The organism is Streptomyces sp. NPDC044064 (genome assembly GCF_056434245.1).
In genome coordinates, this window is record NZ_JBWKFN010000003.1 from 195,939 (window position 1) to 219,606 (window position 23,668).

Sequence of the window (23,668 nt, forward strand, 5' to 3'; positions counted from 1 at the left end):
GAGGAGAGTGCGCCATCGACGCGTCCAGCAGCCCTCCGCTCACCGCTCCGTCGACAGTCGCGGTCGAGCTCGCGGGCATCACCAAGCGTTTCCCGGGTGTCGTGGCCAACCACGACATCCACCTGACGGTCCGCAAGGGCACCGTCCACGCCCTCGTGGGCGAGAACGGCGCCGGCAAGTCGACCCTGATGAAGATCCTCTACGGCATGCAGAAGCCGGACGAGGGCACCATCCAGATCGACGGCGAGCAGGTCAGCTTCTCCAGCCCCGCCGACGCCATCACCCGCGGCATCGGCATGGTCCACCAGCACTTCATGCTGGCCGACAACCTGACCGTGCTGGAGAACGTGGTGCTCGGCAGCGAGAAGCTGCACGGCATCGGCGGTGGCGCCCGCAAGAAGATCAAGGAGATCTCCGACCGCTACGGCCTGGGCATCCGCCCGGACGTGCTGGTCGAGGACCTCGGTGTGGCCGACCGCCAGCGCGTTGAGATCCTCAAGGTCCTCTTCCGCGGAGCCCGCACCCTGATCCTCGACGAGCCGACCGCCGTGCTGGTCCCGCAGGAGGTCGACGCGCTCTTCGACAACCTGCGCGAGCTGAAGTCCGAGGGCCTGTCCGTCATCTTCATCTCCCACAAGCTGGGCGAGGTGCTGTCCGTCGCCGACGACATCACCGTCATCCGGCGCGGTACGACGGTCGGGACCGCGATCCCCTCCCGGACCACCCCGCGCCAGCTGGCCGAGCTGATGGTCGGCAGCGAGCTGCCCACCCCGGAGACCGCCGAGTCCACCGTGACCGACCGGGCCGTACTGGAGGTCAGGAACCTCACCGTGCACGCCCGCGGCGCCGTCTCCATGGGCACGGAGGAGGAGCCCTCCGCCGAGGGCCTCACCGAGTTCGCGCCCGCGGGCGAGGTCAAGAAGGTCCTCGACGACGTCTCCTTCACCATCCACGCCGGCGAGGTCATGGGCATCGCCGGTGTCGAGGGCAACGGCCAGACCGAGCTGATCGACGCGCTGATCGGCACCAAGCACGCCGACTCGGGCTCGATCGTCTTCCTGGACGAGGACATCACTCCCTGGACCACCCGCAAGCGCCGTAAGTCCGGCGTCGGCTACATCCCCGAGGACCGCCACCGCCAGGGCCTGCTGCTGGACGCCCCGCTCTGGGAGAACCGCATCCTCGGCCACGTCACCGAGAAGCCCAACGCCAAGGGCTTCTGGCTGAACCCCAAGGGCGCCCAGGACGACACCCGCCGGATCGTCGAGGAGTACGACGTCCGTACCCCCGGCATCGACGTCACCGCGGCCTCCCTGTCCGGCGGCAACCAGCAGAAGCTGATCGTCGGCCGCGAGATGAGCCACGACCCGAAGTTCCTGATCGCCGCCCACCCCACCCGTGGTGTGGACGTCGGCGCCCAGGCGCAGATCTGGGACCGCATCCGTGAGGCCCGCCGTGAGGGCCTGGCCGTGCTGCTGATCTCCGCCGACCTGGACGAGCTGATCGGCCTGTCGGACACCCTGCGCGTCATCTACGACGGCAGGCTGGTCGCCGACGCCGACCCGGCCACCATCACGCCGGAGGAGCTGGGCTCGGCCATGACGGGTGCCGCGTCCGGTCACCTGGAGCACGAAGAGACCGCCCCCGAGGGCGACGACAACGCCGGTCCGGAGGACGAGGCCCGATGAAGAAGTTCGACAAGGAGCGGGTGCTCGTCGCGGTGGCCGGCCCGGTCATCGCGCTCGTCCTGGCGATCGCGCTGACCTCCGTGGTCCTGCTCGCCTCGGGCAAGAACCCGATCGAGCCGTACATCCTGATGCTCCAGCAGCTGCCGTACTCGGACATCCAGGTGCTGATCATCAACCAGGCGTCGCTGTACTACATCGCCGCCATCGCGGTCGCCCTCGGCTTCCGCATGAACCTGTTCAACATCGGTGTCGACGGCCAGTACCGCCTCGCCGCGGTGATGGCCGCCGTCGTCGGCGCCCACGTGGGGCTGCCCGCCGTGCTGCAGGTCCCGCTGCTGCTGATCGTCGCCATGGCCACCGGCGCGTTCTGGGCGGGCATCGCCGGTGTCCTGAAGGTCACCCGGGGTGTCAGCGAGGTCGTCGCCACGATCATGCTGAACTCGATCGCCACCGCCGTCATCGGCTACGTCACCCTCACCGACGTGTGGGGCGTGCAGGTCGGCGACAACGTGACGACGGGCGTCATGAAGAAGTCCGGCTGGTTCCCGGGCATCGACCTGGGCTCGGACGTCGGTGAGATCTACGGCCTGGTCTTCCTCGCCGTCCTGCTCGGCATCGGCTACTGGGTGGTCCTGAACCGCACCCGCTTCGGCTTCGACCTGCGCGCCACCGGCGCCTCGGAGACCGCCGCCGCGGCCTCCGGTGTCGACGCCAAGCGCATGGTGCTGACCTCGATGCTGATCTCCGGCGCCATCGCGGGCCTGGCCGGCCTGCCGCTGCTGCTCGGCGACACCCACACCTACAGCCTGAGCTTCCCCGCGGGCCTCGGCTTCACCGCCATCGGCATCGCCCTGCTCGGCCGCAACAACCCCGGTGGCATCGCCCTCGCCGCCCTGCTGTGGGCCTTCCTCGACAAGGCCTCGCCCGCCCTCGACTACGCGACCCCCGTGGCGTACGACAAGGAGATCGCGACGATCATGCAGGGCCTGATCGTCTTCGCGGTCGTCATCTCGTACGCGGCCGTCCAGCAGTGGGCCCTGCGCCGCCAGCAGCGCCGGGTCGGTGCCGAGCTGGCCGCGGCCGCCGCCCAGAACACCAACAAGGAGGTGGCTGCCTGATGTCCACCGCGACCATCGCCAAGCCGCAGGCGAAGCAGCCCGGCAAGGGCGGCCGCCGTATGTCGCTCCCGGTACTCCTGCTGGTCATCGCGGGCGTGCTGGTGCTGACCTCGATCGTCCGCGTCATCACCGGCGCGGACGGCATCACCTCGGTCGGACAGATGTCCACCGCGCTGCAGCTCGCGGTCCCGATCGGCCTCGCCGGCCTCGGCGGTCTGTGGGCCGAGCGCGCGGGCGTCGTCAACATCGGCCTCGAGGGCATGATGATCCTCGGCACATGGTTCGGCGCCTGGGCCGGCTACCAGTGGGGCCCGTGGGTGGGTGTCGTCTTCGGCATCATCGGCGGCGCGCTCGGCGCCGTCCTGCACGCCATCGCCACCGTCACGTTCAACGTCAACCACATCGTCTCCGGTGTGGCGCTGAACATCCTGGCCCTCGGCGTGACCCGCTACCTGTCGAAGTTCACCTTCGCCAACGCCCCGCAGGGCTCCACCAAGCAGTCCCCGCCGATCGACTCCCTCGGCGAGTTCAGCATCCCGGGTCTGTCGGACTGGCTGAACACGCTGAACGAGAAGCACTGGTTCCTGGTCTCCGACATCGCCGGTCTGCTCGGCGGTCTGGTCACCGACCTGTCCCCGCTGACCGTGATCGCGGTCGCCACGGTCCCGCTGACCTGGTGGGTGCTGTGGCGGACCTCCTTCGGTCTGCGCCTGCGCTCCTGCGGTGAGAACCCGGTGGCGGCCGAGTCCCTCGGCGTCAACGTGTACAAGTACAAGTACATCGCCGTGATCATCTCCGGTGGCTTCGCCGGCCTCGGCGGCGCCTTCCTGTCCATCGTCGCCTCGAACGTGTACCTCGACGGCCAGACGGCCGGCCGCGGCTACATCGGTCTCGCCGCGATGATCTTCGGCAACTGGATGCCGGGTGGCCTCGCCCTCGGCGCCGGCCTGTTCGGCTACACCGACAGCCTCAACCTGCGCGGTGGTACGACCAACGTCCACGCGCTGATCCTGCTGCTGGCGATCCTGCTGGTGTTCGGCGCCGCCTACCAGGCCTGGAAGAAGAAGTACGTCCCCGCCGTCATCACGGCCGTCATCGCGGTCCTGATGTTCGTCTGGTACGCCTCCACCAACGAGGTTCCGCGCCAGCTGGTGACGGCGACCCCGTACATCGTCACGCTGCTCGTCCTCTCGCTGTCCGCGCAGAAGCTGCGCATGCCGAAGGCGGACGGCCTGCCGTACCGGAAGGGACAGGGCAAGTGACCGCCGCAGCGGCCGCCGACTTCGACTGGGAGGCGCTGCGCGCCGAGGCGCGGGAGGCCATGTCCCACGCCTACGCCCCCTACTCGGGCTTCCCGGTCGGTGCGGCCGCTCTGGTCGACGACGGGCGTACGGTCAACGGCTGCAACGTCGAGAACGCCTCCTACGGCCTCGGCCTGTGCGCCGAGTGCGGGCTGGTCTCGCAGCTGCAGCGCACCGGGGGCGGCCGTCTCACGCACTTCACCTGCGTGGACGGCACGGGCGGGCTGCTCGTCCCGTGCGGCCGCTGCCGTCAGCTGCTCTACGAGTTCGGCGGCCCCGACCTGCTGCTGGACACCCCGGCGGGCATCCTCCCGCTCTCCGAGATGCTGCCCCAGGCCTTCGGCCCGGACCATCTCACCAAGTAACTCCCGTACGGCCCCCCTGACCTGCGCAGGGGGGCCGTGCACTTCGCACCTCCCGGAAGGAAGCCATCAGCCATGGCCATGGACGCCATCTCCGTCATCCGCGCCAAGCGGGACCGCGGTGAGCTGACCGACGAGCAGATCGACTGGGTCATCGACGCGTACACCCGCGGCGAGGTCGCCGACTACCAGATGGCCGCGCTCAACATGGCGATCCTGCTCAACGGCATGAACCGCCGCGAGATCGCCCGCTGGACCGCGGCCATGATCGCCTCCGGCGAGCGCATGGACTTCTCCTCGCTGTCCCGTCCGACGGCGGACAAGCACTCCACGGGCGGCGTCGGCGACAAGATCACGCTGCCGCTCGCGCCCCTCGTGGCGGCCTGCGGTGCCGCGGTCCCGCAGCTGTCCGGCCGCGGTCTCGGCCACACCGGCGGCACCCTGGACAAGCTGGAGTCGATCCCCGGCTGGCGCGCGCTGCTCTCCAACGAGGAGATGCTGCACGTCCTGGACACCACGGGCGCGGTGATCTGCGCGGCGGGTGACGGCCTGGCCCCGGCCGACAAGAAGCTGTACGCCCTGCGCGACGTCACCGGCACCGTCGAGGCGATCCCGCTGATCGCCTCCTCGATCATGTCGAAGAAGATCGCCGAGGGCACCGGCTCCCTGGTCCTGGACGTGAAGGTCGGCTCGGGCGCCTTCATGAAGACGATCGAGGACGCCCGCGAGCTGGCCTCCACGATGGTCGGCCTCGGCACCGACCACGGCGTGAAGACGGTCGCCCTCCTGACCGACATGTCCACCCCCCTCGGCCGCACCGCGGGCAACGCCCTCGAGGTCCGCGAGTCGGTCGAGGTCCTGGCCGGCGGCGGCCCGGCGGACGTCGTCGAGCTGACGATCGCGCTCGCCCGCGAGATGCTCGACGCCGCCGGCGTGAAGGACGCGGACCCGGCGAAGGCCCTGGCCGACGGCTCGGCGATGGACGTCTGGCGCCGGATGATCGCGGCCCAGGGCGGCGACCCGGACGCGGTGCTGCCCACGTCCCGCGAGCAGCACGTCATCAAGGCCCCCTCCTCCGGCGTCCTCACCCGCCTGGACGCCTACGGCATCGGTGTCGGCGCCTGGCGCCTCGGCGCGGGCCGCGCCCGCAAGGAGGACCCGGTGCAGGCGGCGGCGGGCATCGAGATGCACGCCAAGCCGGGCGACACGGTCACCGAGGGCCAGCCCCTCCTGACCCTCCACACGGACACCCCCGAGCGCTTCGAGTACGCGCTCCAGGCGGTCGAGGGCTCGTACGACATCGCGGCCCCGGGCACGGACTTCACGGCTTCGCCGGTGGTGCTGGAGCGTATTGCCTGATCAGGGTTTTCCCGCTCGGGTGAAGGGGATCGGCGTACCTGTGCCGGTCCCCTTCGGCGTGTCACCCCAGGGCCGCCGCGACCGCGACCAGCACCGGCACGGACACCACCGTCGACAGCAGGATCGACTCCCGGGCCAGGGACTCGGCCACCCGGTAGCGGCTGGCGTAGGTGAACAGGTTCTGGGCGGCGGGCAGGGCCGAGGTCACCACCACGTCCAGGAGCGGGGCGCCGTGCAGGTCGAAGACGCCCCGCGCCAGCACCCACGCCACCAGCGGCTGCCCCAGCGACTTCAGCGCCACCGACATCAGGACCAGCCGGCGGTCGCGGCCCCGGCCGGGGGCCTTGCTGCCGTGCAGGGACATGCCGAAGGCCAGGAGGGCCGCCGGGACGGACATGTTGCCGATCAGGGTGAGGGGGTCCATGACCGGGTCGGGGACCTTCCAGCCCGCCGCCGACACCACGACGCCCGACAGTGAGCCGATCGCTATCGGGTTGCGCAGCGGGGTCAGCAGGCGGCGCGGGAGCGTGCCCTTCTCGCCCATCCCCGAGAGGTCGAGGATCGTCAGGGCGACGGGCGTGACCAGGACGACCTGGAAGAGCAGCACCGGTGCCACCAGGGACGCGTCGCCCAGGACATACGCGGCGATCGGGATGCCGAGATTGCCGGAATTTACGTAGCCGGAGCACAGCGCGCCGATCGTGGTGCGGCCCACGCCCCAGCGGCGCAGCGCACCGATCGCCACGAAGACCCCGCAGACAGCGGCCGTGCTCAGGGCCGTCACCAGGAGCCGGCTGGAGAACAGCACCGACAGGTCGGCCCTGGCCAGGGTCGTGAAGAGGAGCGCCGGGCCCGCCACGGTGAACGCCAGCGCGGTCAGGACCTCGCGGCCCTGGTCGCCGAGCGAACCGCGCCGCCCGAGTACGTACCCCACCCCGATGACGACCGCGATCACCGCGAACCCGCTCAGCACCCCCTGCACGGAGCCCACCCTCCGGCGGAGCGGGGGAGCGGGTCAATGTGATCTTCGTCAGGGTGCGGGCCGGCGCGATGAGTTAGGGGCGGCCCGCCGGTCTACCGCACGTGGATGAGAGGACACCTGCCGTGCTCGTGCCGGCCGGCCCCGTCACCAGGGACGAGGTGGCGGGGCTGTGCGACGACGTACGGGCGCTGCTGGAGGTCACCGGGGCCGGGGCCGTCGTCTGTGACGTGGCCGGGCTGGGGCCGCCCGGCCTGGCCGCGGTCGATCTGCTAGCACGGCTGGAGCTGGCCGCACGGCGGGCCGGGGGCCGGATACGGCTGCGCGGCCCGGACCCCGCGCTACGCGCCCTCCTCGATCTTGTCGGGCTCCGCTTCCAGGTGGAGGGGGAGCCCGAAGAGCGGGAACCAGCGCTGGGTGTCGAGGAAGAAGTGGAACCCGGTCAGCCGGCCGTCTGAGATCTCCAGGACCTGGATCGACCACGGTGTGAAGCCGCCCGCCTCCGGGTCCGGCTTGTACTGGGCGAAGCCCGGCAGCCCGTTGACCTGCACGGGCAGCAGACGGGAGCCGGCGCAGGCGGCACCCAGGGTGGTCATGAAGCCGGTGATGTCGTCGTGCCCGGTCAGCCACAGGTCGAACGGCGGCATCGTCATGATGGCGTCCTCGTGCAGCAACGCCGTGAGCGCCGTCATGTCGTAGCCCTCGAAGGCCTTCACATAGCGCTCCAGGAGCTTTTGCTGCTCCTCGTCGAGCGGGTCCGAGACCGCCGCCCCGGCACCGGACTGTTCCCGCTCGGCGAGCGTCGCCCGGGCCCGCTGCAGCGCGCTGTTGACCGAGGCGACCGTGGTGTCCAGCAGCTCGGCGACCTCGCTCGCCTTCCAGGCCAGCACCTCGCGCAGGATCAGCACCACCCGCTGCTTGGGCGGCAGTTGCTGCAGGGCCGCCATGAACGCCAGCCGGATCGACTCCTTGGCGACGGCAGCCTCCGCCGGGTCCTCGACCGTCGGCAGCACGCGCGCGTCCGGCACCGGCTCCAGCCAGGTGTTGTCCGGGCGCGGGGCGAGGGCCGCCTGCGCGAGGGGCGTCGAGTCGGTGAGGTCCATGGGGCGGGCCCGCTTGTTCCCCGCCGTCAGCATGTCCAGGCACACGTTCGTCGCGATCCGGTACAGCCACGAGCGAAGGGAGGAACGGCCCTCGAACTTGTCGTAGCTCCGCCAGGCCCGCACCAGGGTGTCCTGCACCGCGTCCTCGGCCTCGAAGGAGGAACCGAGCATGCGGTAGCAGTACCCGGTCAGCTCGGTCCGGTGCTTCTCCAGTGCGAGGTCCAGGTCCGCCGCCACCGTGCCGTTGCCCATCGTCCACCCACCCCTGTGGCCGTTGTGTTCACGCGCCTTCGCGCTCCAGCACTTCGGAAGCTACCGCAGCCCACTGACAATGGCCCCCCGAGCACGGAAAAGCGCAGTTCAGACCGGTTGCTTCCGGGAGTTGAGCGGACCTGGCACCGGCTCAGTGCGCCGGCACCGGCTGCCGGCGGGCCGCCACCCGGGCCGCCCGGGAGCCGAGGACCGTGATCGTCACGACCCCGAGGACCGCGAGGACGCCGACGGTGACCGTGCCGGCCCAGCCGCCCGAGTGGAAGGCCATCGCGCCGACGGTGCTGCCCGCGCTGGAGCCGACGTAGTACGCGGACTGGTAGAGGGCCGAGGCCTGGGCGCGGCCGCGGGTGGCCGTCTTGCTGACCGCCGAGGAGGCGACCGCGTGCCCCGCGAAGAAGCCCGCGGTGATCAGGACCAGACCCAGCAGGACCAGCGGCAGGGAGTCCGCCAGGGAGAGCAGCAGGCCCACCGCCGTCGTACCGCCCGCCAGGTACAGCGCACCCCGGCGGCCGAGGCGGCCCACCAGCCGGCCCGCGGTCGACGCCGACACCGTACCCACCAGGTACACCAGGAAGATCGAGCCGACGATGCCCTGCGGGAGGGAGAAGGGGGCCTCCGTCAGCCGGTACCCGATCACCGTGTACACGCCGCCGAACACCGTCATGAACAGCGCGCCGATCGCGTACAGGCGGCGCAGCAGCGGGTCGGAGAGGTGGTCGCGGACCGTGCCGAGCAGGACGCGGGGGCGCAGCGAGCCGGGCCTGAAGTGCTTCGGCGCCGGCAGCAGCAGCCGGAACGCCACCGCACAGGCCACCGCGATCGCGCCGATCACACCGACGGCCACCCGCCAGCCCCACTCCTGCGCGACCCAGCCGGTGATCACGCGGCCGCTCATCCCGCCGACGCTGTTGCCCGCGACGAACAGCCCGATCGCCGTGACCAGCGCCCTCGGCCGGACCTCCTCGGCCAGGTACGCCGTCGCCGAGGCCGGCAGACCGGCCAGCGCCGCGCCCTGCACCGCCCGCAGCACCACCAGCGCGCCGATCGACGGCGCGAACGGCACCAGCAGCCCGACGCCCACCGCGACCGCCAGCGAGGCCGTCATCACCGTACGGCGGCCGAAGCGCTCCGACAGGGCGCTCATCGGCAGTACGAACAGCGCCAGACCGCCGGTCGCGGCCGCCACCGTCCAGCTCGCCTCGCTCGCCGCGACCCCGAACTCCCCGGAGATCAGCGGCAGCAGTGCCTGCGTGGAGTAGAGGAGGGCGAAGGTCGCGACTCCGGCGAGGAAGAGGGCGAAGCTCATCCGGCGGTAGCCGGGGCCGCCCGGCGCCATGCGGGCGTCGGGCGCGGAGTCGGAGGAACGGACGGGCGAGACGGCGTCCACGCTGGTGGACGCCCCGGTACTGGCGGGAGACATGCTTCGAAGCTACGTACGGATCCGTTCATCCGTCCAATGCATGGATTCGTCATAATCGTTCCCATGGTGCATCAGCAGAGCTCACAGGCGCGACTGTCACCGTCCGGTGACACAGAAGACATGGCTGAGATGTCGAGGTTGCTGGCGCCCCGCCTCGCCTACTTCGCCGGCGTCGCCCGTACCGAGCACGTCACCCGGGCCGCCCACGAGATGAACGTCCCCCAGTCGACCCTCTCGCGCGCGATGGCCCGCCTGGAACAGGATCTGGGGGTCGACCTGTTCGCCCGCCACGGCCGTACGGTCTCCCTCACCACCGCCGGCCGCACCTTCCTCGCCTCCGTCGAACGCGCGCTCGCCGAGGTCGAGCGTGCCGCCGAGGAGGTCCGCGCCGACGCCGACCCGGCCACCGGCAAGGTCGCCTTCGGCTTCCTGCACACCATGGGCGCCGAGACCGTACCCGGCCTGCTGCACGCCTTCCGGGCCGACCACCCGCGCATCCGCTTCAGCCTGGTCCAGAACTACGGCGAGGCGATGCTGGAGCGGCTGCGCGCGGGAGAGCTGGACCTGTGCCTCACCTCTCCGGTCCCCGACGCGCCCGACCTCGTCGCCCGTCGCCTGGACGAACAGAAGCTCCGCCTGGTCGTCCCCGCCGACCACCGCCTGGCCGCCCGCCGCCGCATCCGCCTGGCCGAGGCGTCGGACGAAACCTTCGTCACCCTGGAACCCGGCTACGGCCTGCGCCGCATCACCGACGACCTCTGCGGAGAAGCAGGCTTCCGCCCGAGGGTCGCCTTCGAGGGCGAGGAGGCGGAGACCCTGAGGGGCCTGGTGGCGGCGGGCCTGGGCGTCGCCCTCCTGCCCCCGCCGACGGTCCCGCGTCCGGGCGTGGTGGAACTTACGGTGACGGCTCCCAGGGCGGTCCGCGAAATCGGCGTCGCCTGGCTGGCCGACCGCCCGGACACGCCCCCCGTGGCCGCCTTCAAGAAGTTCCTGCTCTCAAGAAGGGGGAACCTGCTGCCCGCCTAGGGGCGGGGCCATGCCGGACATGCCTACCGTCTCAGCGACTTCCCGAACCCCGCAGCCAACGGCATCCGGAGCCCGATCGGCGGCGGAGCGGCCAGCGCATCCTCCACGGGCCGCGACACCGAACACCCGAACAACGCCCCCATCGCGAAGTCCACCGCAAGGCTCAGCACTTCCTCCCGGTGCTGATGCAACCCATGGCCGTCGGAGTGCACTTCGAACCGGCACACGTCCCGGTTCGCCTTCTTCGCCCGGGCCGCCAGCCGGAACGACAGTTCGGGATCGGTCCGTTCGTCGTTCGTGCCGTGCACGACCAGCACCCGCCGCCCCACCAGCTGCTTCACCGGCTCGGCGGCCGCCGCCACGTCCTCCTCCGGCAGCCAGGGCGCCAGCGCGACGACCGAGTTCACCGCCTCGTGCCCGCCGGCCCGCAGCGCCGCCCGTGCGCCCATGTCGAGTCCGGCCAGACACACGGGAACGTCCCCGTAGCGCCGTACGATCTCGTCGGCGGCCCACTCCGCGTCCCCCGCGAGATGCGCCTCGCTGCCGTTCCAGCCCCGGTAGCGGTAGTGGACCGTATGGACAGCCAGCCCCTCCGCGCGGCCCGCGCGAGCGAACCTGCGGCCGAGGGAGCGGACGAAGGCCGTCGCACGGAGGGGCGACGGCCTGCGGGCGGAGACCTCCTCGCCCCCGGGGAGCAGCAGCACCGCTCCGCTCACTGACGTCGGCTCCGGGCCGACTGCCCTTCCCAGCCTGGCCGTTCGGACCGGCGTCGCTTGCTGTCCCATGACAGAACAGTGTCAGAAGCGACGGTGTACGAAACCCGTCCGTGGGGTCACCGTTAAATATCGACGGAAAAGTACATGCCGTACAACGGCTCTCTACGCGCGTAGGGGCTACAGTGCGGCAATGACGAGCCAGACTGCACCGACTGGGACCGTCCCGACGCACGTCCCGACGCCGGACCAGATCCGCCGGGCCCCCAAGGTTCTGCTGCACGATCATCTCGACGGCGGGCTCCGCCCCGGAACCGTCGTCGAACTCGCCCGGAGGGCCGGCTACTCCGAGCTCCCCGAGACCGACCCCGACAAGCTGGGCATCTGGTTCCGTGAAGCGGCCGACTCCGGCTCGCTGGAGCGGTATCTGGAGACCTTCTCGCACACCGTCGGTGTGATGCAGACCCGGGAGGCGCTCGTCCGGGTCGCCCGGGAGTGCGCGGAGGACCTCGCCGAGGACGGGGTCGTCTACGCGGAGGTGCGCTACGCGCCCGAGCAGCATCTGGAGGGCGGGCTGCGTCTGGAGGAGGTCGTCGAGGCGGTCAACGAGGGCTTCCGGGAGGGTGAGCGGCTCGCCCGCGAGGACGGTCGCCGCATCCGGGTCGGCGCCCTGCTGACCGCCATGCGGCACGCGGCCCGCTCCCTGGAGATCGCCGAACTCGCCAACCGCTACCGGGACCTGGGCGTGGTCGGTTTCGACATCGCCGGCGCCGAGGCCGGCTACCCGCCCACCCGGCACCTGGACGCGTTCGAGTACCTCAAGCGCGAGAACAACCACTTCACCATCCACGCCGGCGAGGCCTTCGGGCTGCCGTCCATCTGGCAGGCGCTGCAGTGGTGCGGCGCCGACCGGCTCGGGCACGGCGTGCGGATCATCGACGACATCGAGGTCCGCGAGGACGGCTCGGTGCGGCTCGGGCGGCTGGCCTCCTACGTCCGCGACAAGCGCATCCCGCTGGAGCTGTGCCCCAGCTCCAACCTGCAGACCGGGGCCGCCTCCTCCTACGCCGAGCATCCGATCGGGCTGCTGCGGCGCATGCACTTCCGGGCGACGGTCAACACCGACAACAGGCTGATGTCGCACACCAGCATGAGCCGGGAATTCGAGCATCTCGTCGAGGCGTTCGGTTATACGCTCGACGACCTCGCATGGTTCTCCGTCAATGCGATGAAATCAGCGTTCATTCCTTTCGATGAACGGCTGGCGATGATCAATGACGTGGTCAAGCCGGGGTATGCAGAGCTGAAATCCGAGTGGCTGTTCCAGCAGACCGCCTCCACCAGCGGTTCTTCCGGATCCGAGGGGTAGCGGCGAGGCGAACGGCGGCACGGAATGCGGACGTGCTTTCACAAGTCGTCCGCATTTCGGTGTTTGCGGGCGGCGGTCCGGCATGTTTACGGTCGTGGACCGCTCAGATTTTTTGTCACCTCCCTTCTCCGCATTCAAGGACGCATTCACCATGAAGCAGTCTGCTGCCAAGACCCTCGGTGTCGCCGCCCTCGGTGCCGCCTTCGCCGCCGTCGGTGCGGGCGCGGCCAACGCGGCCCCGGCCGTCCCCGACGCCACGCAGGCCCTGGACACCGTCACCCAGACGCTGCCGGCCCAGAACGTCGGCAAGGCGCTGCCGGGCGCCGCTGAGGCGCTCACCCAGGGGCAGGGTGCCCTCGGCGGCGGGCTGGCCGCCGCGCAGCCGACCGTCCGGAAGGTCCTCGCCGACGGCCCGACCGCACCGGCCGCCGGCCTGCTCGGCGGGCTGCCGCTGCAGGGCCTGCCCACGCACGGCGTGCCGGTGAACGGCATCCCGCTCGGCTGACATCCGCAGCGCGCACGACGCCGCTGGGGCGCCCCGGAGAAGTCCGGAGCGCCCCAGCGGCGTCTGCGTGCCCGCACTCACCAGGCGGTGGCCTTGTCCTCCGCCGGCAGCAGGATCCACAGCGCTATGTAGAGCAGGAACTGCGGGCCGGGGAGCAGGCAGGAGAGCAGGAAGACGACCCGCATCGTCGTCGCGGAGGTGCCGAAGCGCCGGGCCAGCGCGGCGCACACTCCGCCGATCATGCGGCCGTGGGTGGGGCGGGCGAGGCTGGACATCTGCGGCTCCTTCGTGAGCGTCGGGTGAGGCTCTCCCGTCGATCGCCTCAACTGTCTTCCACGGTACGGAGACGAAGGGGACGAAGCGTCGCTCTACGGGGCGATCCCGACCCTGGGAATCGTCGGGGTACGACCCTGAGGGAGGTCCTCCTGGACGGTGACCTGCTCCGCCTCGTGGGGTTCGCGCTCGCCCCGGCGCCGCAGCCAGGCCCGGCCCACGGGCACCACGGCCAGGTGGGCCAGGATCACGCCCACGGTGTTCAGCAGCAGCGAGTCGACGTCCACGACCCTGCCCGGCACCCCCGTCTGCAGCAGGGCTATGCCCAGCGAGATCAGGGCGCCCGTGGCCGCCGTACGGATCAGGGAGGTGAGCGGGGAGACGTCGAGCCTGCCGGACATCGGCAGCAATACACCCAGCGGCGCGAGCAGCGCCAGCCCCTCGCCGAGGCGTCTGGCGGCCTCGGGCCAGCCCAGCGCCAGATCGGCCCGGATTCCGGCCAGCGGGCGCAGATTGGCGGGCATCACCCAGGGGACGTCCAGGGGGCGCAGCATCAGCCAGGCGACGAGCCCGAGGTGCGCGACGAGGAGGACACCCCCTGTCGCACGGATGCGGATCGCGGCACTGCCGCCGATGGAGCCTTGACGCTGCACGCCCCCGAAGACGCACCCTTGTGCACGATCGGTTCCGCATCCGTCACGCGGATGCACATGAGGCGTCCGCCACACCCGCCCGCGTGCGGCAGCTCAGGCCGCCGTGACCTCGCCGGACGGCGGCTCGGTCGTCCCCGGGCGGTTGCGGACGTCGTCGGTGCACTCGTAGCGGCGCAGCGGGGCGGTGCCCGGGCCGCCCAGGATGACCGAGCCGTCGCCCTCGGTCGCCGCCGAGTCGGACAGCGTGCACACGAGCTGGGCGAGGGCGTAGGAGGTGAGCTGTTCCGGCGCGGTGCTCAGCCGGAGCGTGTCGTCCGGGTCCTTCCGGCCCGGCCCGGTCACGCTCAGGCCGCCCGGCACGTACGTCGTGTAGCCCGCTGCCTTCTGCCCGGCCGACGGGGACGCGGCGAGCTGGTCCAGCAGGCCCTGCGCCACGATCACCCGGCGCCGCTCGTCCGGCGTGCCCTCCGGGACCCGGACGGTCCGGTCGACGGCGGCCAGGGACGAGCCGCACAGCAGGAAGACCTGCACGGCCACTCCCTGCGAGGACTGCGTGGACACACCGGGCCCGGACGGCGTGCACGGCACCCGGGAGGGTGCCCCGCCGAAGTCCGTCGGCACCTCGGTGGGCCGGATGCCGCATCCGGTGAGCAGCGCGGCCAGGAGGGGCGCCGTCAGCAGGCTGCGTACCGTCCCTGCTCTCATGACCCCTCCTTCCCGGAGTTCCCGGCCTCGTCGTTGTTGGTGCCCTCGTCGTTCTCCTCCGTCAGCCGCGAGGCGTCCCGCGGCAATCGCAACGTGAACACCGCACCCCCGTCGGGGGAGTTGGCCGCGGTGATCTCACCGCCGTGGATGTGGGCGTTCTCCAGGGCGATGGACAGGCCCAGGCCGCTGCCCTCCGAACGCGGCCGGGAGGCGCTGGCCTTGTAGAACCGGTCGAAGACGTGCGGCAGGACGTCCTCGGGGATGCCGGGCCCGTGGTCGCGCACCGCGATGACCAGGTCGGCGTCCTCTTCGCCGTCCATGCGCACCGACACCCGCACCGGCGACCCGCCGTGCTTGAGCGCGTTGCCGATCAGGTTGGCCAGTATGACGTCCAGGCGGCGCGGATCGAGGCGGGCGTGGGTCCCGCGCTCCGCGTCCAGCTCCACGGCGTCCAGCCAGGCGCGGGCGTCGATGCAGGCGGTGATCTGGTCGGCGATGTCGACGTCGTCCAGGACCAGACGGGCGGTGCCCGCGTCGAAGCGGGTGACCTCCATCAGGTTCTCGACCAGGTCGTTCAGCCGCCGCGTCTCGCTGACCACCAGCCGTACGGCCGGCTCGATCATCGGGTCGATGCTCCCGGCGTCCGCGTCCAGCTCCTCCTCCAGCACCTCCGTCACGGCGGTGATGGCGGTCAGCGGCGTCCGCAGCTCGTGGGACATGTCGGCCACGAAGCGCCGGGACGCGTCGTCGCGCGCGGCCATCTCGGCCACCCGCTGCTCCAGCGCCTCGGCCGCGTTGTTGAACGTCCGGGACAGATCGGCGAGTTCGTCCGTGCCCGAGACCCTCAGCCGGGTGTCCAGCCGGCCCTCGCCGAGCCGCCGGGCGGCCACCCCGAGCCGGTGCACCGGCTTCAGCACGGTCGTGGCGGCGGCCTGCGCGAGCAGGGCCGAGCCGATCAGCGCGAGACCCGTCGCGATCCCCAGCGACCAGGCCAGCGAGTTGAGGTCCTTGGCCTCCGGCTCGAGCGACTTGGCCATGTAGCCCGTCGGGCCGCCGCCGATCAGCCGGGTGCCGGCGACCAGATACGGCGTGCCGTGGTTGTCGACCCGCTGCCAGTACAGGTGGTACGGCGACTCGTTGGAGCCGGTCACCTTCTGCCGCTTGTTCACCGCGGCGCGCAGCGACCCCGGCACGTCGTCCAGGGCGAAGCCGTTGATGCCGCCCGAGTTGCCGTACACCGTGTCGCCGCTCGGGTCCTGAGCGACCAGCAGCACGCTGAACCGCTGGCTGCTGCCGGCCATCTGGCCCGCCACGTGCTGCAGTTCGTCCTGCGAGGGGTGCACCGGCAGCGCACCCGCCCGGTTCTGCATCTCCTGCTGGAAGTCGCGCAGCACCGCGTCCTGGGCGCGGGTGAGCACCGCCTCCCGGTTCAGCCAGTACGCGATGCCCGACGCCGACACCGCGGCGGTGAGCGCGACCAGCCCGAAGACGACGACCAGTCGCAGCCTGAGGCTGGTGAACCGCAGCCGCGACAGACTTCCCTTGCGCCCCGCGGTCCAGCCGCGCAGCCCCCCCTGAGTATCGGTCACTGAGGAGCGTCCAGGCGGTAGCCGACACCACGGACGGTACGGATCAGGGTCGGGGACGAGGGCACGTCCTCCACCTTGGCACGCAGCCGCTGCACACACGCGTCAACCAGGCGCGAGTCGCCCAGGTAGTCGTGCTCCCACACCAGCCGCAGCAGCTGCTGCCGGGACAGCGCCTGACCGGGCCGCCGGCTCAGCTCCAGCAGCAGTCTCAGCTCGGTCGGCGTCAGTTGCAGGTCCTCGCCGTTCTTGGTGACCGTCATCGCGGACCGGTCGATGACCAGGCTGCCGAAGGCCGCCGAGTCGCTGGACTCGCGTTCGCCGCGGCGCAGCACGGCCCGGATCCGGGCGTCCAGCACGCGGCCCTGAACGGGCTTCACGACGTAGTCGTCGGCGCCGGACTCCAGTCCCACGACCACGTCGATGTCATCGTTACGGGCGGTCAGCAGGATGATCGGCAGCTGGTCGGTGCGCCGGATGCGCCGGCACACCTCGAACCCGTCGATGCCGGGCAGCATCACGTCCAGCACGATCAGATCCGGTCGCTGCTCACGCAGCAGCTTCAGACCGTCCTCACCGCTGGCAGCGGTGGCCACCCGGTGACCCTGGCGCGTCAGTGAGAGCTCCAGGGCCGTGCGGATGGCGTCGTCGTCCTCGATCAGCAACAGGGAAGGCACGGGCTCATTCTGGCCCATGGACGGGCTCTCGTACGACCTACCGGCACCATGCCATCCCTACCGCCACCTCCTGTGCGCGCTCTGTGACGGCCCTGGGCCCGGCCCCTGTGACAGGTCTGTGACAGTCGGCGGACACGGCCATGAAGGTCGCTCGGCAAGCTTTTCGGCACAGGCAGGAAAGCAACACCGAGCAAGCCGGACACCGGAAGTCCACGACGGGGGAGCGCGAGATGAACACGCTGCACAGCATCAGCACCAGCGCAGTGGTCACGCGTCTGCACGACGTGCACCGGGGTTCCGAGAAGTCCGGCGCCGTGAGCGGGCGGGGGTGCGCTCGCGGCGCCGGGCGTCAGCACACCGGCTACATGACGGTGGTTGACGCGTACACGGGGGAAACGCACGGGGGATCCGCGTACAGGGAGGACTCGGGGGAGCGCCGTTCGCTGAGCGAGGCGGAGTTCACCGCCTACGTCCAGGAGCGCCGCGCCTCCCTGTACGCCACCGCCTACCACCTGACCGGTGACCGCTTCGAGGCCGAGGACCTGCTGCAGAGCGCGCTGTTCTCGACGTACAAGGCGTGGGACCGGATCAGCGACAAGGCGGCGGTCGGCGGCTATCTGCGCCGCACCATGACCAACCTGCACATCAGCGCCTGGCGGCGCCGCAAGCTCAACGAGTACCCGACCGAGGAACTGCCGGAGACGCCCGGTGAGACGGACGCGATGCGCGGCACCGAGCTGCGCGCGGTCCTGTGGCAGGCGCTGTCCCGGCTGCCCGAACTCCAGCGCACCATGCTGGTCCTGCGCTACTACGAGGGCCGCACGGACCCGGAGATCGCGGAGATCCTCGACATCAGTGTCGGCACGGTGAAGTCCAGCATCTGGCGGTCGCTCCGCCGGCTGCGCGAGGACGAGGTCCTCAGCTTCGGCCGTGACGAGGAGGACGCCTTCGGCGAACTGGTCGCCTGAAGGTTCGGGGGGAACGACGGGGGACCAACGGGGGCCCACTGGGGGGTGGGCCCACGGAGGAACGGGGAAACACGGGGGAAGTACCGAGAAGCGGGGCTGGAGGGCCGGGGGGTCCGTCCAGTCCCGCTTCGCGTGCGCGCGCGTTCCGTTACGCCGGCGTCTGCTGCCGCGCCTGCCGTCCCGCGGCGGCGGCCGCCAGCCGGCCCAGCGCCTCGTCCCGGTCGCAGGGGTGAGCGCCCAGCGAGACCTGGCGGGTCACGATCGACCGCTCCGCGCGCATCAGCCGCCAGCCGCGGCGCAGCAGGAACGGGACCGACTTGCGGCCCTCCTTGAGGTCACGCAGGAAACGCCGGCGGAAGGTGGTGGCCGGACCGCGGGTCAGGCACAGCGCGTCCGCCAGCACCCCCAGTTCGCGGCAGCGCTCCACGATCTCCGCGGCGAAGATGCCCTCCGCGATGAACAGCGGGGTGCGCCCGATGTGCAGCGTCTCCTCGCCGGTACGGGCGCTCAGCGAGATGTCGTAGACCGGTACCGGCGTCGAGCCCGAGGCGCACAGGCGGGTGATGGCCTCGACGGCGACGTCCGCGTCCCACGACAGCGGATGGTCCCAGTCGATGTCCGAACTTCCGTCCACCAGCGGCAGCGTCGGGTCGTCGCCCTCCTTGTAGAAGTCGTCGAGGCGCAGGACGGGGAGCCCGGAACGGGCGGCGACGAGTGACTTGCCCGAGCCCGAGGGGCCGCACAGCAGCACGACGCGGGCGGGAGACGGGGGATGAATGCTCACGGAACACCAGTTTGACGCATGGTGGGCCGCCTGCCGACCCCGCGGGTCGGCTTTTGAGCGTGACCCTCACCTCAACTACCCTACGTGCTGACCGCATTACCCTGCGCACCAGAAGGTGGCACCAGCGATGGCCCGACACGCTTCCTCCCAGCACCCCACCGCGCAGCGCGCCCTGATCGCCCTCGCGACCGCCGGAGCGGCCCTGGGCGCGGGCGCTGCGACGGCGCACGCGGCCGCCTCCCAGGTCCTCGACGTGCCGTGGCGCCCCACCTCGCTCGGCAAGGTCGACCCGAACGCGGGCCTGACGGCCCTCACCGGGACGGTCGGCTATGTCACCGGCCCGGTCTCCGGCCTCAAGCCCAACCCGCTCGCCGGCACCGGCGTCGACCCGCTCGACAACGGCGTGGGCACCCAGATCGCCGACTTCAAGCCGGTCGGCTCGCAGATGCTGACGGGTCCGGTCGCGCAGGCCCGGTCGCTGAACGCGGTGCCGGGAGTGGGGCTGGTGACCGGTCTGCTGGGCGGCGGTACGGGCGCCCCGCTGGGCTGAACCCCGGCCGCGGTACGAGGAGAGCCGCGCCGCCCCCGGACGGAGGGGTGGCGCGGCTCTCCGGCTCTGCGGGGCCGTCGGGCTGCCGGGCCGTCAGCCGTGAGCCGTCAGTACGACGAACCCGACGCGCCCAGCGACCCTGTCGGGTGCCAGACCGTCTTGGTCTCCAGGAACGCCGTCATGCGGTCGATGCCGGGAGTCGCCGACCAGTCGTCCACAGGCTGTGGACGAAGAACGCGCTTCAGATTGTCGGCCGCGGCGATCTCCAGCTCCTTCGCCAGGACGTCGTCGGCGCCGGCGAGGTCGATCGCGTTGACGTCCTGGTGCGCGGCCAGCGGGGCCGCGATCTCCGCCGTACCGCCGGAGAGGACGTTGACCACACCGCCGGGCAGGTCCGAGGTGGCCAGCACCTCGCCCAGCGACAGGGCGGGGAGCGGGGACTTCTCGCTCGCGATCACGATCACCGTGTTGCCGGTGGCGATCACCGGGGCGATCACGGACACCAGGCCCAGGAAGGAGGAGTCCTGGGGGGCGAGGACGGTCACGACGCCCGTCGGCTCCGGCGAGGAGAGGTTGAAGAACGGGCCCGCCACCGGGTTCCCGCCGCCCACGACCTGGGCGATCTTGTCGGTCCAGCCCGCGTACCAGACCCAGCGGTCGATCGCGGCGTCCACCTGGGCGGCGGCCTTCGGCTTGGACAGACCCTCCGCGTCGGCGACCTCGCGGACGAACTGCTCGCGACGGCCCTCCAGCATCTCCGCGACGCGGTAGAGGATCTGGCCGCGGTTGTACGCGGTCGCGCCGGACCAGCCGCCGAACGCCTTGCGGGCGGCGACGACCGCGTCACGCGCGTCCTTGCGGGAGGAGCGGGGAGCGTTGGCCAGCCAGTTGCCCTTGGAGTCCGTCACCTCGTACACCCGGCCGCTCTCGGAACGCGGGAACTTCCCGCCGACGTACAGCTTGTAGGTCTTGAAGACCGACAGCCGCACGTCGGTCTTTTCCGTCTTCTCAGACATCGAGGTACGCCTCCAGGCCGTGACGACCGCCCTCGCGGCCGAAGCCCGACTCCTTGTAGCCGCCGAACGGCGAGGTCGGGTCGAACTTGTTGAACGTGTTGGACCAGACGACGCCGGCGCGCAGCTTGTTCGCGACGGCCAGGATCCGGGAGCCCTTCTCGGTCCAGATGCCGGCCGAGAGGCCGTACTGGGTGTTGTTGGCCTTGGCGACGGCCTCGTCGGGCGTGCGGAAGCTGAGCACCGACAGCACCGGGCCGAAGATCTCGTCGCGGGCGATGGTGTGCGCCTGGGTGACGTTCGTGAACAGCGTCGGGGCGAACCAGTAGCCGGAGGACGGCAGTTCGCAGGCGGGGGACCAGCGCTCGGCGCCCTCCGCCTCGCCCCGCTCGACGAGCGAGGTGATGCGGGAGAGCTGCTCGGCGGAGTTGATCGCGCCGATGTCCGTGTTCTTGTCCAGCGGGTCGCCCAGACGCAGGGTCGAAAGGCGGCGCTTGAGGGAGTCCAGCAGCTCGTCCTGGATCGACTCCTGGACCAGCAGGCGGCTGCCCGCGCAGCAGACCTGGCCCTGGTTGAAGAAGATGCCCGTGACGATGCCCTCGACGGCCTGGTCGATCGGGGCGTCGTCGAAGACGATGTTGGCGCCCTTGCCGCCCAGTTCCAGGGTGAGCTTCTTGCGGGTGCCCGCGACGGTCCGCGCGATCTCCTTGCCGACGGCGGTGGAGCCGGTGAAGGCGACCTTGTCGACGTCCGGGTGCCCGACCAGCGCGGCGCCCGCGTCGCCGTAGCCCGGAAGGATGTTGACGACACCCTTGGGCAGGCCCGCCTGGCGGCAGATGTCCGCGAAGAAGAGCGCGGAGAGCGGGGTGGTCTCGGCGGGCTTGAGGACGACCGTGTTGCCGGTCGCCAGCGCCGGGGCGATCTTCCACGCCAGCATCAGCAGCGGGAAGTTCCAGGGGATGACCTGGCCCGCGACACCCAGCGGGCGCGGGCTCGCGCCGAAGCCGGCGTGGTCGAGCTTGTCCGCCCAGCCCGCGTAGTAGAAGAAGTGCGCGGCGACCAGCGGGAGGTCCGCGTCGCGGGTCTCCTTGATCGGCTTGCCGTTGTCCAGCGTCTCCAGTACGGCCAGCTCGCGGCTGCGCTCCTGGACGATGCGGGCGATGCGGAACAGGTACTTGGCGCGCTCGGAGCCCGGCAGCGCCGACCACTTCTCGAACGCCTTGCGGGCGGCCTTCACCGCACGGTCGACGTCCGCCTCGCCCGCCTGGGCGACCTCGGAGAGGACCTCCTCGGTGGACGGGCTGACCGTCTTGAAGACCCTGCCGTCCGCCGCCTCGGTGAACTCGCCGTCGATGAACAGGCCGTAGGAGGGGGCGATGTCGACGACGGAGCGGGACTCGGGCGCCGGTGCGTACTCGAATGCGGATGCCATGGTGATCAGTCCACCGTCACGTAGTCGGGGCCGGAGTAGCGGCCGGTGGCCAGCTTCTGACGCTGCATCAGCAGATCGTTCAGGAGCGAGGAGGCGCCGAAGCGGAACCAGTGGTTGTCCAGCCAGTCCTCGCCCGCGGTCTCGTTGACCAGGACCAGGAACTTGACGGCGTCCTTGGTGGTGCGGATGCCGCCGGCGGGCTTCACGCCGATCTGGACGCCGGTCTGGGCGCGGAAGTCGCGCACCGCCTCCAGCATCAGCAGGGTGTTGGCGGGGGTCGCGTTCACGGCGACCTTGCCGGTGGACGTCTTGATGAAGTCCGCGCCCGCCAGCATGCCCAGCCAGCTCGCCCGGCGGATGTTGTCGTACGTCGACAGCTCGCCGGTCTCGAAGATGACCTTCAGTCGGGCGCTCGACCCGCAGGCCTCCTTCACGGCGACGATCTCGTCGTACACCTTCAGGTACCTGCCCGCGAGGAATGCGCCCCGGTCGATCACCATGTCGATCTCGTCGGCGCCCGCGGCGACGGCGTCACGGACGTCGGCGAGCTTCACGTCGAGGGCGGCGCGGCCGGCCGGGAAGGCGGTGGCCACCGAGGCGACCTTCACACCGGAGCCGGCGACGGCCTCCTTGGCGACGGCCACCATGTCGGGGTAGACACAGACGGCGGCCGTGGTCGGGGTCGTCCGGTCCGTCGGGTCCGGGTGGACCGCCTTGGCGCCGAGCGCCCGGACCTTGCCCGGGGTGTCCGCGCCTTCCAGCGTCGTCAGGTCGACCATCGAGATGGCGAGGTCGATGGCGTACGCCTTCGCGGTGGTCTTGATGGAACGGGTGCCGAGAGACGCGGCGCGCGCCTCCAGGCCGACCGCGTCGACGCCGGGCAGCCCGTGGAGGAAGCGGCGCAGCGTGCTGTCGGACGCGGCGACGTCAGCGAGAGCGTGTGCTGTGGGCGTGGGGGCGCCGCCCTGTTCGAGCGGAGCCGAGAACTTGGGGGAGGGCATGGTCACCAGACGAGCATATCTACGCGCGTAGCGTCTGTATACCCCCGGGTGCTCATTGCCTCGTAGTCGATCACGGATGAGCGCCGCCACGGGGGCGCATGGCGGCTCTCGCGCCGGCGTCGTGCAGAATCAGGACCATGACGACCCCGGACCACCAGTCGGCCACCACCAAGGACCTGACCTACCGCTCGCCCCTGGCGCTCATGGCCGGTGTACTGCTGCTCGCGCTGGCCGCCTGGCTGGGTTTCGACGCGCTGATCCACGGCAGCGGGCGCACCCCCTGGCTCGCCCTCGCCGCGCTGATCCTGGTCGTCCCGCTGGTGATCGCCTTCACCCTGCGGCCGGCGGTCTTCTCGGGCGAGGACCGGCTGCGGGTCCGCAACCCGTTCCGGGTGATCACCCTGCCCTGGGGCGAGGTCGCCTCCCTGCGCTCCGGCTACACCAACGAGGTCGTCGACAACTCCGGCACCAAGTACCAGCTGTGGGCCATCCCCGTGTCGCTGCGCGCCCGCAAGAAGGCGGCGCGCCAGCAGACCCGGGCGAAGGCGGCGGCCAAGGGCGAGGGAGGCGCCGCCGGCCCGGGGCCCGGCTTCGGCATGTTCGGCGGCTTCGGCGGCCACGACGGCCCGACCCGTGCCGAGACCGACCAGATCATGGACGACCTGCGGACCGCCATGGAGCGGCGCGGGCAGGCCAAGTCGGCGCAGGGCGAGGTGACCGTGCGCTGGGCCTACGAGGTGATCGCGCCCGTGGTCGCCGGGGCGGTGCTGCTGGCCGTTCTGCTGGCGATCGGCTGAGGCCCCCGGGGCC

At 71.2% G+C, this 23,668-nt stretch carries 25 protein-coding genes; 12 read left to right on the top strand and 13 right to left on the bottom strand.

Features of this window, described 5'->3' with window-relative positions:
• Nucleotides 1-14: 14 nt before the first annotated feature.
• From AC07DS_RS06360 to AC07DS_RS06380, 5 genes are all read left to right on the top strand, one after another.
• Nucleotides 15-1,688, top strand: coding sequence for an ABC transporter ATP-binding protein (locus tag AC07DS_RS06360; RefSeq protein ID WP_479143558.1), 1,674 nt, complete (start codon nucleotides 15-17; stop codon nucleotides 1,686-1,688).
• Nucleotides 1,685-2,806, top strand: a complete 1,122-nt coding sequence (locus AC07DS_RS06365; protein ID WP_479143179.1) for an ABC transporter permease — start codon at nucleotides 1,685-1,687, stop codon at nucleotides 2,804-2,806. Before AC07DS_RS06360 ends, AC07DS_RS06365 begins: the two co-directional genes overlap by 4 nt.
• Nucleotides 2,806-4,068, top strand: a complete 1,263-nt coding sequence (locus AC07DS_RS06370) for an ABC transporter permease (protein WP_479143181.1) — start codon at nucleotides 2,806-2,808, stop codon at nucleotides 4,066-4,068. Before AC07DS_RS06365 ends, AC07DS_RS06370 begins: the two co-directional genes overlap by 1 nt.
• Entirely contained in the window at nucleotides 4,065-4,472 is a 408-nt protein-coding gene (locus AC07DS_RS06375; protein WP_145879788.1) for a cytidine deaminase, read from the top strand. The genes AC07DS_RS06370 and AC07DS_RS06375 overlap by 4 nt, the downstream gene beginning before the upstream one ends.
• A gap of 72 nt (nucleotides 4,473-4,544) precedes the next feature.
• Nucleotides 4,545-5,828: a thymidine phosphorylase gene (locus AC07DS_RS06380; protein ID WP_479143182.1), complete on the top strand. Its 1,284-nt coding sequence runs from the start codon at nucleotides 4,545-4,547 to the stop codon at nucleotides 5,826-5,828.
• A 61-nt stretch (nucleotides 5,829-5,889) separates the two neighbouring features.
• Here the strand turns inward: AC07DS_RS06380 and AC07DS_RS06385 are convergent, their stop codons facing one another.
• Nucleotides 5,890-6,810, bottom strand: a complete 921-nt coding sequence (locus AC07DS_RS06385) for an AEC family transporter (protein ID WP_479143184.1) — start codon at nucleotides 6,808-6,810, stop codon at nucleotides 5,890-5,892.
• Between the two features lie 101 nt (nucleotides 6,811-6,911).
• Between AC07DS_RS06385 and AC07DS_RS06390 the strand changes: the two genes are divergently transcribed.
• Nucleotides 6,912-7,265, top strand: coding sequence for an STAS domain-containing protein (locus AC07DS_RS06390; RefSeq protein WP_479143186.1), 354 nt, complete (start codon nucleotides 6,912-6,914; stop codon nucleotides 7,263-7,265).
• Here AC07DS_RS06390 and AC07DS_RS06395 read toward each other — a convergent pair.
• Nucleotides 7,149-8,162, bottom strand: coding sequence for a sigma-70 family RNA polymerase sigma factor (locus tag AC07DS_RS06395; protein ID WP_479143188.1), 1,014 nt, complete (start codon nucleotides 8,160-8,162; stop codon nucleotides 7,149-7,151). The two genes, AC07DS_RS06390 and AC07DS_RS06395, sit on opposite strands and share 117 nt — an antisense overlap.
• A gap of 151 nt (nucleotides 8,163-8,313) precedes the next feature.
• Nucleotides 8,314-9,603 carry an MFS transporter gene (locus AC07DS_RS06400; RefSeq protein ID WP_479143190.1) on the bottom strand — a complete coding sequence of 430 codons (1,290 nt, stop codon included), beginning with the start codon at nucleotides 9,601-9,603 and terminating at the stop codon, nucleotides 8,314-8,316.
• A 63-nt stretch (nucleotides 9,604-9,666) separates the two neighbouring features.
• On the opposite strand from AC07DS_RS06400, the gene AC07DS_RS06405 reads away from it, so the two are divergent.
• Nucleotides 9,667-10,629: a LysR family transcriptional regulator gene (locus AC07DS_RS06405; protein ID WP_479143191.1), complete on the top strand. Its 963-nt coding sequence runs from the start codon at nucleotides 9,667-9,669 to the stop codon at nucleotides 10,627-10,629.
• A 23-nt stretch (nucleotides 10,630-10,652) separates the two neighbouring features.
• On the opposite strand, the gene AC07DS_RS06410 is transcribed toward AC07DS_RS06405, so the two are convergent.
• Nucleotides 10,653-11,414 (bottom strand): prolyl oligopeptidase family serine peptidase, encoded by a 762-nt coding sequence (locus AC07DS_RS06410; RefSeq protein WP_479143192.1) that lies wholly within the window; start codon nucleotides 11,412-11,414, stop codon nucleotides 10,653-10,655.
• Nucleotides 11,415-11,535: 121 nt separating this feature from the next.
• Between AC07DS_RS06410 and AC07DS_RS06415 the strand changes: the two genes are divergently transcribed.
• Together AC07DS_RS06415 and AC07DS_RS06420 are read left to right on the top strand one after the other, a co-directional pair.
• Nucleotides 11,536-12,711, top strand: a complete 1,176-nt coding sequence (locus tag AC07DS_RS06415) for an adenosine deaminase (RefSeq protein ID WP_479143193.1) — start codon at nucleotides 11,536-11,538, stop codon at nucleotides 12,709-12,711.
• 151 nt (nucleotides 12,712-12,862) lie between these two features.
• Nucleotides 12,863-13,216, top strand: a complete 354-nt coding sequence (locus tag AC07DS_RS06420) for an ATP-binding protein (protein WP_479143195.1) — start codon at nucleotides 12,863-12,865, stop codon at nucleotides 13,214-13,216.
• 77 nt (nucleotides 13,217-13,293) lie between these two features.
• Here the strand turns inward: AC07DS_RS06420 and AC07DS_RS06425 are convergent, their stop codons facing one another.
• From AC07DS_RS06425 to afsQ1, 5 genes are all read right to left on the bottom strand, one after another.
• On the bottom strand, nucleotides 13,294-13,491 hold the full coding sequence (locus AC07DS_RS06425) for a PspC domain-containing protein (protein ID WP_145879807.1): 198 nt from the start codon (nucleotides 13,489-13,491) through the stop codon (nucleotides 13,294-13,296).
• 93 nt (nucleotides 13,492-13,584) lie between these two features.
• Nucleotides 13,585-14,142 (bottom strand): VanZ family protein, encoded by a 558-nt coding sequence (locus tag AC07DS_RS06430; protein ID WP_479143196.1) that lies wholly within the window; start codon nucleotides 14,140-14,142, stop codon nucleotides 13,585-13,587.
• Between the two features lie 93 nt (nucleotides 14,143-14,235).
• On the bottom strand, nucleotides 14,236-14,847 hold the full coding sequence (locus AC07DS_RS06435) for a hypothetical protein (protein WP_479143198.1): 612 nt from the start codon (nucleotides 14,845-14,847) through the stop codon (nucleotides 14,236-14,238).
• Nucleotides 14,844-16,436 (bottom strand): ATP-binding protein, encoded by a 1,593-nt coding sequence (locus tag AC07DS_RS06440; RefSeq protein ID WP_479143199.1) that lies wholly within the window; start codon nucleotides 16,434-16,436, stop codon nucleotides 14,844-14,846. Before AC07DS_RS06440 ends, AC07DS_RS06435 begins: the two co-directional genes overlap by 4 nt.
• On the bottom strand, nucleotides 16,433-17,110 hold the full coding sequence (gene afsQ1 / locus AC07DS_RS06445; RefSeq protein ID WP_179851543.1) for a two-component system response regulator AfsQ1: 678 nt from the start codon (nucleotides 17,108-17,110) through the stop codon (nucleotides 16,433-16,435). The genes AC07DS_RS06440 and afsQ1 overlap by 4 nt, the downstream gene beginning before the upstream one ends.
• A 230-nt stretch (nucleotides 17,111-17,340) precedes the next feature.
• Between afsQ1 and AC07DS_RS06450 the strand changes: the two genes are divergently transcribed.
• Entirely contained in the window at nucleotides 17,341-18,078 is a 738-nt protein-coding gene (locus AC07DS_RS06450; protein WP_479143201.1) for a SigE family RNA polymerase sigma factor, read from the top strand.
• Nucleotides 18,079-18,226: 148 nt separating this feature from the next.
• On the opposite strand, the gene AC07DS_RS06455 is transcribed toward AC07DS_RS06450, so the two are convergent.
• Nucleotides 18,227-18,862 carry a uridine kinase family protein gene (locus AC07DS_RS06455; protein WP_479143203.1) on the bottom strand — a complete coding sequence of 212 codons (636 nt, stop codon included), beginning with the start codon at nucleotides 18,860-18,862 and terminating at the stop codon, nucleotides 18,227-18,229.
• Between the two features lie 127 nt (nucleotides 18,863-18,989).
• Here AC07DS_RS06455 and AC07DS_RS06460 point away from each other — a divergent pair, with 127 nt between their 5' ends.
• The gene (locus AC07DS_RS06460; RefSeq protein ID WP_479143204.1) at nucleotides 18,990-19,412 is read left to right on the top strand and encodes a hypothetical protein; all 423 of its coding nucleotides are present in this window, start codon (nucleotides 18,990-18,992) and stop codon (nucleotides 19,410-19,412) included.
• 107 nt (nucleotides 19,413-19,519) lie between these two features.
• Here the strand turns inward: AC07DS_RS06460 and AC07DS_RS06465 are convergent, their stop codons facing one another.
• From AC07DS_RS06465 to deoC, 3 genes are read right to left on the bottom strand one after another with little or no spacing between them, the layout of a single operon-like run.
• Nucleotides 19,520-20,428: an aldehyde dehydrogenase family protein gene (locus tag AC07DS_RS06465; RefSeq protein WP_479143206.1), complete on the bottom strand. Its 909-nt coding sequence runs from the start codon at nucleotides 20,426-20,428 to the stop codon at nucleotides 19,520-19,522.
• Nucleotides 20,421-21,857 (bottom strand): aldehyde dehydrogenase family protein, encoded by a 1,437-nt coding sequence (locus tag AC07DS_RS06470; RefSeq protein WP_479143208.1) that lies wholly within the window; start codon nucleotides 21,855-21,857, stop codon nucleotides 20,421-20,423. The genes AC07DS_RS06465 and AC07DS_RS06470 overlap by 8 nt, the downstream gene beginning before the upstream one ends.
• Nucleotides 21,858-21,862: 5 nt before the next feature.
• Nucleotides 21,863-22,858: a deoxyribose-phosphate aldolase gene (gene deoC / locus AC07DS_RS06475; RefSeq protein ID WP_479143560.1), complete on the bottom strand. Its 996-nt coding sequence runs from the start codon at nucleotides 22,856-22,858 to the stop codon at nucleotides 21,863-21,865.
• 137 nt (nucleotides 22,859-22,995) lie between these two features.
• Here deoC and AC07DS_RS06480 point away from each other — a divergent pair, with 137 nt between their 5' ends.
• Nucleotides 22,996-23,655: a PH domain-containing protein gene (locus AC07DS_RS06480; protein WP_479143210.1), complete on the top strand. Its 660-nt coding sequence runs from the start codon at nucleotides 22,996-22,998 to the stop codon at nucleotides 23,653-23,655.
• The last annotated feature ends 13 nt before the right edge of the window (nucleotides 23,656-23,668 follow it).